The 12,370-nt window shown below is 42.9% G+C and carries 11 protein-coding genes; 9 read left to right on the top strand and 2 right to left on the bottom strand.

Annotated features, from left to right (window positions below; translation table 11 throughout):
* The first annotated feature begins 225 nt into the window (after positions 1–225).
* Positions 226–1,971, top strand: a complete 1,746-nt coding sequence (locus AB5443_RS13000; RefSeq protein ID WP_368113676.1) for a tetratricopeptide repeat protein — start codon at positions 226–228, stop codon at positions 1,969–1,971.
* Between the two features lie 85 nt (positions 1,972–2,056).
* Here AB5443_RS13000 and AB5443_RS12995 read toward each other — a convergent pair whose 3' ends face one another.
* The gene (locus tag AB5443_RS12995; protein WP_368113675.1) at positions 2,057–2,839 is read right to left on the bottom strand and encodes a head GIN domain-containing protein; all 783 of its coding nucleotides are present in this window, start codon (positions 2,837–2,839) and stop codon (positions 2,057–2,059) included.
* Positions 2,840–2,965: 126 nt separating this feature from the next.
* On the opposite strand from AB5443_RS12995, the gene AB5443_RS12990 reads away from it, so the two are divergent.
* On the top strand, positions 2,966–3,670 hold the full coding sequence (locus AB5443_RS12990; RefSeq protein ID WP_044654517.1) for a SprT family zinc-dependent metalloprotease: 705 nt from the start codon (positions 2,966–2,968) through the stop codon (positions 3,668–3,670).
* Positions 3,671–3,795: 125 nt separating this feature from the next.
* Here the strand turns inward: AB5443_RS12990 and AB5443_RS12985 are convergent, their stop codons facing one another.
* A complete protein-coding gene (locus AB5443_RS12985; protein ID WP_022136737.1) occupies positions 3,796–4,191 on the bottom strand; it encodes a hypothetical protein in 396 nt (131 codons plus the stop codon).
* Positions 4,192–4,363: 172 nt separating this feature from the next.
* Between AB5443_RS12985 and rimP the strand changes: the two genes are divergently transcribed.
* The 7 genes from rimP to AB5443_RS12950 all read left to right on the top strand — a co-directional run.
* Positions 4,364–4,831 (top strand): ribosome assembly cofactor RimP, encoded by a 468-nt coding sequence (gene rimP / locus AB5443_RS12980; protein WP_044654516.1) that lies wholly within the window; start codon positions 4,364–4,366, stop codon positions 4,829–4,831.
* 2 nt (positions 4,832–4,833) lie between these two features.
* Positions 4,834–6,138 carry a transcription termination factor NusA gene (gene nusA, locus AB5443_RS12975; RefSeq protein ID WP_195406722.1) on the top strand — a complete coding sequence of 435 codons (1,305 nt, stop codon included), beginning with the start codon at positions 4,834–4,836 and terminating at the stop codon, positions 6,136–6,138.
* 55 nt (positions 6,139–6,193) lie between these two features.
* A complete protein-coding gene (gene infB, locus AB5443_RS12970; RefSeq protein WP_073346844.1) occupies positions 6,194–9,382 on the top strand; it encodes a translation initiation factor IF-2 in 3,189 nt (1,062 codons plus the stop codon).
* Between the two features lie 112 nt (positions 9,383–9,494).
* Positions 9,495–10,025: a CvpA family protein gene (locus tag AB5443_RS12965; RefSeq protein ID WP_277131596.1), complete on the top strand. Its 531-nt coding sequence runs from the start codon at positions 9,495–9,497 to the stop codon at positions 10,023–10,025.
* Positions 10,003–11,508, top strand: a complete 1,506-nt coding sequence (gene sufB / locus AB5443_RS12960; RefSeq protein WP_022137578.1) for a Fe-S cluster assembly protein SufB — start codon at positions 10,003–10,005, stop codon at positions 11,506–11,508. The genes AB5443_RS12965 and sufB overlap by 23 nt, the downstream gene beginning before the upstream one ends.
* Before the next feature lie 15 nt (positions 11,509–11,523).
* Entirely contained in the window at positions 11,524–12,276 is a 753-nt protein-coding gene (gene sufC, locus AB5443_RS12955; RefSeq protein WP_277131595.1) for a Fe-S cluster assembly ATPase SufC, read from the top strand.
* A partial coding sequence (locus AB5443_RS12950) for a hypothetical protein (RefSeq protein WP_368119611.1) occupies positions 12,276–12,370 on the top strand: 95 nt, incomplete at its 3' end. The genes sufC and AB5443_RS12950, both read left to right, overlap by 1 nt.

Below are 12,370 nucleotides of genomic sequence, written 5' to 3'. Positions count from 1 at the left end.
GATGCTGCTTGGTGCATTTTGATGCTTTAAATTTACGATATATAATTGGGTTTTTCTTTATATCCAATTTCAGAAATAATTCAGAAAAGTTCAAATGGATAAACTTAATTATTTCTGAAATCATTCATATATGCCAACTGGATAATTATCCTTTTCTTTGTTGCATTTTATAGAAAATATTATTTATTTTTGTACGACACATATAACAAACCAAAACTGAGTCGGATGAGAAACATATATCTATTATTATATTTATTGCTGGTTGTAATCTGTTTGTATGCATGTCATGAACCAATTCCGGAATATATATCATACGTTGAAAATATTATAGAAAAGAAGCCGGATAGTGTCTTGATTATTCTCGATTCTTTAGAAGAGCAGATACGGAAAGAGCCATTATCGACAAGAATGTATTATAATTTATTGGTTGCTGAAGCGTGTGATAAGTGTGATATTCCCAATCCATATGATTCACTATTGTCTGATGTAGTCCGGTATTATGAGGAAAGAAAGGAAAGTGATAAGTTGATGAAAGCTTATTATTTTATGGGACAGCGGCATCTTGAATTGAAGGCAGAGGATGATCCTGCTGCATTGCTTTATTCCTTTAGGGCTTTAGAACAATCTGCAAAAGTTAAAGATGATGCTTTTATTGGACGGATATATAATCAAATCGGGAAATCGTTTGTTTATATGAATCTTTTCAAAGAGGCTATACGGGAACTTCAAATAGCCTGCTCTTATTCTTTGGCGGGAAATGACAAGCAGGCTTGCATTGATGTGTTATGTAATTTAGCCGATGTCTATAATTTGCAAAATCAAACGGATAGTGCTTTATATTACTATCAGAAAGCGTATAAACAATCGGAACTCTGTGGAGATATGCTAGATAAAAAGGTGGATATTTGGCAAAACATGGCAGATGCTTATATCAAAACCGGTAATAATGATAAAGCACGGGAAATATTGGAGAAAATAACAAATGAAGAAAAGGATAGCAATAAGCTTAATTATAATGCTTTGGGGAATCTATTTTTGCATAATGGGCAAAAAGACTCGGCAGTTGTCTATTTCAAATGTGGGTTGGAGAATGAGGATTGGGCTGAAAAGAAATATGCTTGTTGGAATTTGTATCAGATAGTGAAAAAAGATAAGGATTGTGAGCGCGCGCTTGCTTATCTTGAAAAATATGCAGAATGTTCTGATAGTACTTATGCGCAGTCTAATATCAAGTCATTGCAAAAAATAAAAGTCTTGTATGATTTGCATCATATGGAAAAAGAAAAAGAGGAGTTACGGCAGGAAAATGCAAAACAACGTGCGTGGATAATATGTGTAATGGTTACTATGGCGGTTGTAGTAGGTGTTACTATTCAATATAATCGGATGAAGAAAGAAGCAGCCTGCAAACAAGAAGAAGTATTACGAAACATCTATGAGGAGCAATATCGAAAAAGTAAACAGTATATAGAAAGCAATAAACAGGTAATTAAAGAATTGGAGGGAAAGATAGATTCCATTCAACAGGAAAAAGATATGCTTTGTAAAGAACTGCTTCTAGTACAAAAAGAAAAATTGGAACAAACTAACCAGGCGATAGAGACTCTTCAAAAACAACAAGCTTTGTTGGAGGAAGCACTTCGAAAATCTGATATTTATGCATATTGCTATCAGGCGATTGAGAATCCAACGATTGTATTGACTGGCTCTGATTGGAAGAAACTGGAGCAGGTGGTTAACGAAACTTATGACGGCTTTACAAACCGGTTATTTATTTTGCATCCCTCTATTACTACAATAGAGTTGCGTATTTGTTTGTTGTTAAAAATCAGACTACCTGCTTCGGCTATCTCTCAATTGATATGTCGTACGCAAAGTGCTGTCTCTATGAGTCGAAAGCTGCTTTATAAAAAGATATTTCATAAGGAAGGTATCCCTGCCAAACTTGACGAGTTTATTGTTTCATTTTAGTGAAAGTTTGTAATGTCGAATCTGCTTTATTAAACAAATGGACTACTGTACTGCATTGTACGGTAGTCCATTTAGGTTTCTGAAATTATTTAATCTGCCGTATGTTTTTTCGTGGAGCATCTATCTCCTGAGGATTTCCCCGATAGGCTATATCACCGCTTCCTGTCACACGTGCTGTTAATTTTCCACTGGCATAGCAGCTAATGCTACCGGAGCCGGTTGTACTTGCCGAAACATTTTCTGATTTCAGATTACCGGCTGCAATGTCTCCCGAACCTGCGATTTTATACTTGGCATTGAGCGTTTTACCACTCAGGCCGATATTACCGGAGCCGGCGATGCTCGCAGTGCATTCCTCGCTTTCTATTTGCTGAAGCTTCACATCTCCCGAACCACTGATGGAAACAGACATTTTCCGGCATTTGAAATCTTTTCCTTTAATATCTCCCGAACCGTTGATGCTGAGTGATATATCTTCTTTGGTCTGTATGCCATTAGCAAAATGTATATCTCCTGAACCATTAATAGTTAATTTATTCAGTTCCGGTGAAAAGACTTTGACTTCCAGTTTGCCTTTCCAGATAGTAACGTTCTTTTTATACTTTACAATAAGTGTATTGCCGTCAACAAAAGTCTCCAAAAGTGGAATGATATTGTCGGAGCCGTAAATCTCTATGTAATTTTGAGAACCTTGGTGGTACGTGACATTTGCACTACCCAATAATTTAATTTCGTTGAAGTGTCCGACTTCTACTTTTTTAGTGAGATAGTTTTTACTGCCGGTTACGTGTTTTCCCTGTAAACAGGAACCTGCGGTCAGTATTAGAACCAGTCCCGTTGCAAATAAGGCTAATAAACTTGTTTTCATAATTTTGAATTTCTATGGTGTTATACAAGTTAGACGGTTCATATTCTTATAAAGTTGCATCTTGAATAAGATTTTTTAGGTAGAATCTTCTTTTTTATTACTTTTGTGGTGATTGTTAGGAGGTTTATGATGAAGGAAGCAGTTATAGAGGATGAAGAATTAGGGCGATTGGTGGTGCGTGTGAACCAACGTGCTAAAAGTCTTGTCTTTCGTACCAAGAGCGATGCAATATATGTTTCAGTTCCGTCCGGAACAACGATGAAAGAGATAAAGCAGGCTGTTGAGAATTTACGTGGTAAGTTGCTGGCTTCCCGTCGGCGACTGAATCGCCCGCTGATTGATTTGAATTATAAGATTGATACCGAATTTTTCAAATTGTCTTTAGTATCTGGGGATAAAGAACAGTTCCTGGCAAATTCACGATTGGGATTTATGCAAATCATCTGCCCGCCTACCGCGGACTTTACTGATGAGAATTTACAGGACTGGTTGCGTAAAGTGATTGAAGAATCAATGCGGCGGAATGCAAAGAGCATTCTTCCACCTCGTTTAGAGCGTTTGTCAAAGCAATGCGGATTATCCTATACTAGTGTGAAAATAAACTCCAGTCAGGGAAGATGGGGAAGTTGTTCGGGACGAAAAGATATAAATTTATCCTATTATTTAGTCCTGTTACCTTCACATTTGATAGACTATGTGCTTTTGCATGAACTATGTCACACTCGTGAAATGAATCATAGTGAACGTTTTTGGGCGCTCTTGAATCAATTAACGGAAGGCAAAGCGCTCGCTTTACGGGAAGAATTAAAGAAATATCGAACGGAAATTTAGAGTACTTTATTTGCCAAGGTAGTGCCATTGCATTGTCATACTTGTGCCAATGCGGTGGCACAGTCATGCCAATGCGATGGCACGGTTGTGCCAATGTAGTGGCACAAACTTAGTTAATGCTGTTACTATTTGGCCAATTGCTTAATCCCGTCCGCTTCTTTTTCGAATTGATAAGTTCCGCCTCTTTCGCTAAGGTCGAAGGTCGATACTAATTCTGTATTATTATCTACAATCAGCAAGGCACTCTGCTCGGCGAAACGTCCAACTTCCACGGTATAGGGTTCTTCCGGCATGATCCTGTTGGTAATAAGGCTGTCATTAACAAACAAAGAAATGGAATCTCCGGCAAATCCTTTCACCAGACTGATCGTATAAGTTTCGATAAAATGTCGTTCTTCCTGTTTCTCCCGTTGCAGGCGCATACTCATGTATACAAAAATAACCACAACGAATATGACTGCAAAAGCCAGGATTCCATTACCTAGCATAAACTGTTTATTGGTGTTGAGACGGTGTGCCATAGTGCCTGTTTTTTTAATTGCGCTGTAAAGATACGAAGATAAGACTGTTAATTCATACTTTTTTTCTTTAATGTTTTGTAGTCGAACAGATTATTTATATCTTTGCAACCGGAAACGGATGAAAGGTGGAGGGGCAATTAAGCTCCTTTTTTTGTTCTTATATAGTGAATAAATGATAGAAAAGAAAACTGTTTGTCAGATTGTAGAAGAGTGGCTGGAAGGAAAAGACTACTTTTTAGTAGAGGTGACCGTGAGCCCGGATGACAAGATTGTGGTCGAAATTGACCATGCAGAAGGTGTTTGGATTGAGGATTGTGTGGAGCTTAGCCGCTTCATAGAGTCGAAACTGAACCGTGAAGAGGAAGATTATGAACTGGAAGTGGGTTCGGCCGGCATCGGACAGCCCTTTAAAGTGCTGCAACAGTATTACATTCACATCGGACAAGAGGTGGAAGTGATGACAAAAGGCGGACAGAAACTGGCAGGTGTCCTGAAGGATGCTGATGAAGAGAAGTTTACGGTATCCGTACAGAAGAAAGTTAAAATGGAAGGTTCCAAGCGCCCGAAGCTGGTAGAAGAGGACGAAACCTTCACTTATGAGCAAATAAAATATACTAAATACTTAATTAGCTTTAAATAGTTATGGCCAAAAAAGAAGAAACAATCAGCTTGATTGATACATTTTCGGAATTTAAGGAACTGAAGAATATCGATAGAACGACGATGGTCAGCGTACTCGAAGAGTCGTTCCGTAGCGTAATCGCGAAAATGTTTGGCACCGATGAGAATTACGACGTAATCGTGAACCCGGACAAGGGTGACTTCGAGATATGGCGTAACCGTGAAGTTGTGGCCGATGAAGATTTGACTAACCCGAATATGCAGATTTCGTTGAGCGAAGCACAGAAGATCGATGCTTCCTACGAAGAAGGCGAAGAGGTGACTGACGAGGTTATCTTTGCGAAATTCGGCCGTCGTGCTATCCTGAATCTCCGCCAGACACTGGCTTCCAAGATTCTGGAACTTGAAAAAGACAGTATTTATAATAAATATATAGATAAGGTAGGTACAATCATCAATGCGGAAGTATATCAGATCTGGAAAAAGGAAATGTTGCTTCTTGACGATGAAGGAAACGAACTGCTGTTGCCCAAGACCGAACAAATCCCGAGCGATTTCTATCGTAAAGGTGAAACGGCCCGTGCAGTGGTTGCCCGCGTGGACAACAAGAACAATAATCCCAAAATTATCTTGTCACGTACTTCTCCCGTTTTCCTGCAACGTCTGTTTGAGATGGAAGTACCCGAAATCAATGATGGCTTGATTACCATCAAGAGGATTGCCCGCATCCCCGGCGAACGCGCCAAGATTGCGGTAGAATCTTATGATGACAGAATCGACCCCGTAGGAGCCTGCGTAGGTGTAAAGGGTAGTCGTATTCATGGCATCGTTCGTGAGCTTCGCAATGAGAATATCGACGTAATCAATTACACATCGAATATTTCATTGTTTATACAGCGCGCTTTGAGCCCGGCAAAAATTTCTTCTATCCGTCTGAATGAGGAAGAGAAAAAAGCGGAGGTGTTCCTCAAACCGGAAGAAGTATCGCTGGCTATCGGTAAAGGCGGTTTGAATATCAAGCTGGCCAGTATGTTAACTGAGTACACTATCGACGTGTTCCGTGAGTTGGATGAGAATGTAGCTGATGAGGATATCTATCTCGATGAGTTCAGAGACGAAATCGACGGATGGGTGATTGATGCGATCAAGGCTATCGGCATTGATACGGCGAAGGCTGTGTTGAATGCTCCACGCGAGTTGTTGATTGAAAAGACGGACTTGGAAGAAGAGACAGTGGACGAGGTAATACACATTTTGAAATCGGAGTTTGAAGAAGAAGAGCCGGAACAAGGACAAGAACAAGAACCGGAAAAGGAACAAGAGTAATCAGGTAATTACGATTGGGATTTTCTTCGCTCCATTTATTCATTAAATTTTAAATATGACGATAAGGTTAAACAAAGTTACAAGAGATTTGAATGTAGGAATCGCAACGGTTGTTGAGTTCCTGCAAAAGAAAGGGCATACCGTTGAGGCTAATCCTAATACAAAAATTAGCGAGGAGCAGTACGCTATACTCGTGAAGGAGTTTAGTACAGACAAGAACCTTAGACTTGAATCGGAGCGTTTCATTCAGGAACGTCAGAATAAGGATCGTAATAAGGCGTCGGTTTCGATTGAAGGCTTCGAAAAACAGTCAGAGAAACCGAAGTCGGAAGATGTGATCAAGACAGTCGTACCTGAGGATGCACGTCCGAAGTTTAAACCTGTCGGGAAAATAGACTTGGATAAATTGAACGGTCGTAAAACAGAAAAGGTGGAAAAAGAACCGGAACAGAAAAAAGAAACTGTTGTGGAACGACCTGTTGTTAAACCTGAAGTGAAGAAAGAACCCGAAGCGAAGGTGGAAGAGGTGGCAGCACCTGTTCAGCCCGAACCAGTGGTGAAACAAACTGAAACAGTAAAACAAGCCGAACCGGTAAGACAAGCTGAACCTGTGAAACAGCCTGAGGCAGTGAAACAACCGGAGCCTGTAAGACCGGAACCTGTGAAACAACCGGAACCTACAGTAGAAAAGAAACCGGCAGAAGTTGAAAAAGTAGTGGAAGAAGTGATTAAAGAAGAGCCGAAGGTAAAAGCTGCACCTGTGAAGGCGGAAGAAGATAACAGAGTGGAAAGACCTGTAAAAGCAGCATCGGCAGAAGTCGCACCGGCAGCACCGGCAGAGAAAGAACCTTCTAAAGACGATGAGGTATTCAAAATCCGTCAACCGGAATTGGGTGCGAAGATAAATGTGATCGGCCAGATTGACCTGGCAGCATTGAACCAGTCTACTCGTCCCAAGAAAAAATCGAAGGAAGAGAAACGCCGTGAACGCGAAGAGAAAGATAAAATCCGTCAGGATCAGAAGAAGTTGATGAAGGAAGCTATCATCAAAGAGATTCGTAAGGATGATCTCAAGCAACCGAAAGTGGGAGCGAAAGATAACGCTGACGTTAACAAGAAGAAACGGAACCGTATCAACAAGGAGAAGGTGGACGTGAACAACGTGGCAACTTCCAACTTTGCTGCTCCGAGGCCGAATGTACAAGGTAAAGGCGGTGCCGGTGGACATGGTGGCAACAACGGTGGTAACGCTGGTGGTGGCAACAACCAAGGCAACAATAACAACCGGAGAAATAACAATAACAATAGAGACCGCTTCAAAAAGCCTGTTATCAAACAGGAAGTGAGCGAGGAAGATGTAGCAAAACAGGTAAAAGAAACGCTTGCACGTCTGACAACCAAAGGCAAGAACAAGACTTCAAAATACCGTAAGGAAAAACGTGAAATGGCTTCCAACCGTATGCAGGAACTGGAAGACCAGGAAATGGCAGACAGCAAGGTATTGAAGCTCACCGAATTCGTAACAGCCAATGAACTGGCAACGATGATGGACGTTTCTGTCAATCAGGTTATCGCTACTTGTATGAGCATCGGTATCATGGTTTCTATCAACCAGCGTCTGGATGCGGAAACTATTAATCTGGTTGCCGAAGAGTTCGGATTCAAGACTGAATATGTAAGTGCGGAAGTGGCACAGGCCATCGTTGAAGAAGAAGACGCGCCGGAAGACTTGCTGCCGCGCGCTCCGATTGTTACGGTGATGGGACACGTTGACCATGGTAAGACTTCCTTGCTTGACTATATCCGTAAGGCGAATGTAATTGCCGGTGAAGCCGGTGGTATCACACAGCATATCGGTGCATACAACGTGAAGTTGGAAGACGGACGCCGTATCACATTCCTGGATACTCCGGGTCATGAGGCGTTTACCGCTATGCGTGCCCGTGGTGCGAAAGTAACGGATATTGCCATCATTATTGTGGCTGCCGATGATAACGTGATGCCGCAGACGAAGGAAGCAATCAACCATGCGATGGCAGCAGGAGTACCTATTGTATTCGCTATCAATAAGGTGGATAAGCCGACTGCAAATCCGGATAAGATTAAAGAAGAACTGGCCGCTATGAACTACCTTGTTGAAGAATGGGGTGGTAAGTATCAGTCACAAGATATCTCAGCCAAGAAAGGTATGGGGGTAGAAGATCTGTTGGAGAAAGTATTGCTGGAAGCTGAAATGCTTGACTTGAAGGCAAATCCGAATCGTAACGCTTCGGGTTCCATTATTGAGTCTTCATTGGATAAGGGACGTGGATATGTAGCGACTGTGTTGGTATCTAACGGAACCTTGAAGGTAGGAGACATCGTCTTGGCGGGAACAAGTTACGGACGTGTGAAGGCTATGTTTAACGAACGTAACCAGCGCATCAAGGAAGCAGGGCCTTCCGAACCGGCATTGATTCTGGGATTGAATGGCGCTCCTGCCGCAGGTGACACTTTCCATGTAGTCGAAAGCGATCAGGAAGCTCGTGAAATTACCAACAAGCGTGAACAGTTGGCTCGTGAACAAGGCTTGCGTACACAGAAAATCCTTACATTGGATGAATTGGGCCGTCGTATTGCTTTGGGTAACTTCCAGGAATTGAACATCATCGTTAAGGGTGACGTGGACGGTTCTGTTGAAGCATTGAGCGACTCGTTGATCAAGCTGTCTACGGAACAGATTCAGGTAAATGTCATCCATAAGGGTGTGGGAGCAATCTCCGAGTCAGACGTTTCTCTGGCTGCCGCTTCGGATGCGATTATCGTCGGATTCCAGGTACGTCCTTCGGGCGCTGCCGGTAAGATGGCTGACCAGGAAGGTGTCGACATCCGTAAGTATTCTGTCATCTACGACGCAATCGAAGAGGTGAAGGCTGCTATGGAAGGTATGTTGGCTCCGGAACTGAAGGAACAGATTACTGCGACTATCGAAATCCGCGAAGTGTTCAACATCACGAAGGTGGGTCTTGTAGCAGGTGCAATGGTGAAGAGCGGCAAGGTGAAACGCAGCGACAAGGCTCGTTTGATTCGCGATGGTATCGTTATCTTTACCGGAAACATCAATGCTTTGAAACGTTTCAAGGACGATGTGAAGGAAGTAGGTACAAACTTCGAGTGCGGTATCAGCTTAGTGAACTGCAACGACATGAAGGTGGGCGATATGATCGAGGCGTTCGAAGAAATTGAAGTGAAACAGACACTGTAATAAAGCAGTGCTGAATCTATATCAGGCACGGATTACGCGGATTTCACGGTTCTTAATAAATCCGTGAGATTCGTGAAATCCGTGCCTGAATTATATAATAGAACAGAGATATATGGCAACGATTGATATCATAATCCTTATTATAGTGGGCGCAGGGGCGATTGTAGGTTTTATAAAAGGCTTCATTCGTCAGTTGGCTTCTATCTTGGGATTGATAGTCGGCCTGATGGCGGCGAAGGCTTTGTACGCTTCTTTGGCGGAAAAGCTCTGTCCGACAGTGACCGATTCGATGACCGTTGCGCAGGTATTGGCTTTTATCATGATTTGGATAGCCGTCCCGCTGATTTTTGTACTGATTGCTTCGTTGTTGACAAAAGCTATGAAAGCCGTTTCCTTGAATTGGCTGAACCGTTGGTTGGGAAGCGGACTGGGAGCATTGAAGTTCCTGTTGTTAACAAGTGTGGCGATTGGTGCGATACAGTTCATTGATGGCGATAATAAGTTAATTAGTGCAACAAAAAAGGAGGAATCTTTGTTATATTATCCGATGGAAACGTTTGCGGGGATATTTTTTCCTGCCGCAAAGAATATGACGCAACAATATATATTAGAGAATAAAGATGCAACAAGAAGAACCCAATAAAAAGAAACCCGATCAGAAAGATGAACTCGAAGGGAAGAAGACCGATAATGAGTTTGTCAGGAAGTTTGCGGAAGAGAAATATAAGTATGGCTTCACTACAGAGGTGCATACGGATATCATTGAGCGTGGACTCAATGAGGACGTGATTCGTTTGATTTCATCGAAGAAGGACGAGCCGGAGTGGATGCTGGATTTCCGGTTGAAAGCGTACCGTCATTGGCTGACGCTGGAGATGCCTACCTGGGCACATCTCCGTATTCCTGAAATTGACTATCAGGCTATTTCCTATTATGCCGACCCGACCAAGAAGAAAGAAGGGCCGAAGAGTATGGAAGAAGTAGACCCTGAACTGATAAAGACATTCAATAAACTGGGAATCCCTTTGGAAGAGCAGATGGCGCTTAGCGGAATGGCGGTGGATGCCGTTATGGACTCCGTTTCCGTAAAGACTACCTTCAAGGAGACACTGATGGAGAAAGGAATTATTTTCTGCTCGTTCAGTGAAGCGGTACGGGAGCACCCGGACTTGGTCAAGAAATATATGGGCTCGGTAGTAGGCTACCGTGATAATTTCTTTGCTGCGTTGAACTCGGCTGTGTTCTCGGACGGTTCATTCGTTTATATTCCGAAAGGGGTACGCTGCCCGATGGAACTTTCCACTTATTTCCGTATCAATGCCCGTAACACGGGACAGTTTGAACGTACGTTGATTATAGCGGATGATGACTCCTATGTTTCTTATCTCGAAGGATGTACGGCTCCGATGCGTGATGAAAATCAGTTGCATGCCGCTATCGTGGAAATCATCGTGCACGACCGTGCCGAAGTAAAATACAGCACTGTTCAGAACTGGTATCCGGGAGATGCCGAAGGGAAGGGCGGTGTATATAACTTTGTGACAAAACGCGGTAACTGCAAAGGAGTGGATAGCAAACTCTCCTGGACACAGGTGGAAACCGGTTCGGCAATTACCTGGAAATATCCTTCCTGCATTCTGACAGGCGATAATTCGACTGCCGAGTTCTATTCCGTGGCTGTGACAAACAATTATCAGCAGGCGGATACCGGTACGAAGATGATTCACCTGGGCAAGAATACCCGTAGCACGATTGTGAGTAAAGGTATTTCTGCCGGACATAGCGAGAATTCCTATCGCGGACTGGTACGTGTAGCGGAGAAAGCGGACAATGCCCGTAATTACAGCCAGTGTGACTCTCTGTTGCTGGGAGATAAGTGCGGTGCGCATACTTTCCCGTATATGGATATTCGCAATGAGACAGGAGTGGTGGAGCATGAAGCTACGACAAGCAAGATTAATGAAGACCAGATATTCTATTGCAATCAGCGCGGTATCCCGACAGAAGATGCTATCGGACTGATTGTGAACGGATATGCGAAAGAAGTTTTGAATAAGCTTCCGATGGAATTTGCGGTAGAAGCGCAGAAGTTGCTTACTATTTCGTTGGAAGGAAGTGTAGGATAAAAAATAAAAGTGATTATGTTAGAAATAAAAGACCTGCATGCCAGCATTAATGGCAAAGAGATATTGAAAGGCATCAACCTGACGGTGAAGCCGGGCGAAATACATGCAATCATGGGGCCGAACGGTTCCGGTAAGAGTACACTTTCTTCCGTCCTGGTAGGTAATCCTGCTTTTGAGGTAACGAAAGGCTCGGTCACTTTTTATAAAAAGAATCTGTTGGAGTTGAGTCCCGAAGACCGTAGCCACGAAGGTATCTTCCTTAGTTTCCAGTATCCGGTGGAAATTCCCGGTGTAAGTATGGTGAACTTTATGCGTGCTGCCGTGAACGAGCAACGCAAATATAAAGGTCTGCCCGCACTGACAGCCAGTGAGTTCCTGAAACTGATGCGTGAGAAACGTGCAGTCGTTGAACTGGACAATAAACTGGCTAATCGTTCGGTGAACGAAGGTTTCTCCGGTGGCGAAAAGAAACGCAACGAAATCTTCCAGATGGCAATGCTTGAACCCCGTTTGAGTATTCTCGACGAAACAGACTCCGGCCTGGACATCGACGCGCTCCGTATTGTAGCCGAAGGAGTGAACAAACTGAAAACTCCCGATACAAGCACGATTGTCATCACTCACTATCAACGTCTGCTCGATTATATCAAACCGGATGTGGTACATGTACTTTATAAAGGCCGTATCGTAAAAACTGCCGGACCGGAGCTTGCCCTGGAACTGGAAGAAAAAGGATATGACTGGATTAAGAAAGAAGTAGGAGAATAATGATGAATGCTGAACAACAATACATAGACCTCTTCTCACAGACGGAAGCCATGATCTGCAAGCATAGTGCCGAAGTGCTGAATGCACCCCGTGC

This window comes from Bacteroides sp. RTP21281st1_H5_RTP21281_210402, from assembly GCF_040918965.1.
Classification (GTDB): Bacteria; Bacteroidota; Bacteroidia; order Bacteroidales; family Bacteroidaceae; genus Bacteroides; species Bacteroides congonensis.
Note: the sequence above shows the minus strand (reverse complement) of the source record. Positions and strands in the feature narration are given on the sequence as shown.

What these genes read in the sequence shown, in the direction of transcription:
- AB5443_RS13000 (WP_368113676.1), top strand. Translation starts at nt 226, where the DNA reads ATGAGAAACATATATCTATTATTATATTTATTGCTGGTTGTAATCTGT.
- AB5443_RS12995 (WP_368113675.1), bottom strand. Translation starts at nt 2,839, where the DNA reads ATGAAAACAAGTTTATTAGCCTTATTTGCAACGGGACTGGTTCTAATA.
- AB5443_RS12990 (WP_044654517.1), top strand. Translation starts at nt 2,966, where the DNA reads ATGATGAAGGAAGCAGTTATAGAGGATGAAGAATTAGGGCGATTGGTG.
- AB5443_RS12985 (WP_022136737.1), bottom strand. Translation starts at nt 4,191, where the DNA reads ATGGCACACCGTCTCAACACCAATAAACAGTTTATGCTAGGTAATGGA.
- rimP (WP_044654516.1), top strand. Translation starts at nt 4,364, where the DNA reads ATGATAGAAAAGAAAACTGTTTGTCAGATTGTAGAAGAGTGGCTGGAA.
- nusA (WP_195406722.1), top strand. Translation starts at nt 4,834, where the DNA reads ATGGCCAAAAAAGAAGAAACAATCAGCTTGATTGATACATTTTCGGAA.
- infB (WP_073346844.1), top strand. Translation starts at nt 6,194, where the DNA reads ATGACGATAAGGTTAAACAAAGTTACAAGAGATTTGAATGTAGGAATC.
- AB5443_RS12965 (WP_277131596.1), top strand. Translation starts at nt 9,495, where the DNA reads ATGGCAACGATTGATATCATAATCCTTATTATAGTGGGCGCAGGGGCG.
- sufB (WP_022137578.1), top strand. Translation starts at nt 10,003, where the DNA reads ATGCAACAAGAAGAACCCAATAAAAAGAAACCCGATCAGAAAGATGAA.
- sufC (WP_277131595.1), top strand. Translation starts at nt 11,524, where the DNA reads ATGTTAGAAATAAAAGACCTGCATGCCAGCATTAATGGCAAAGAGATA.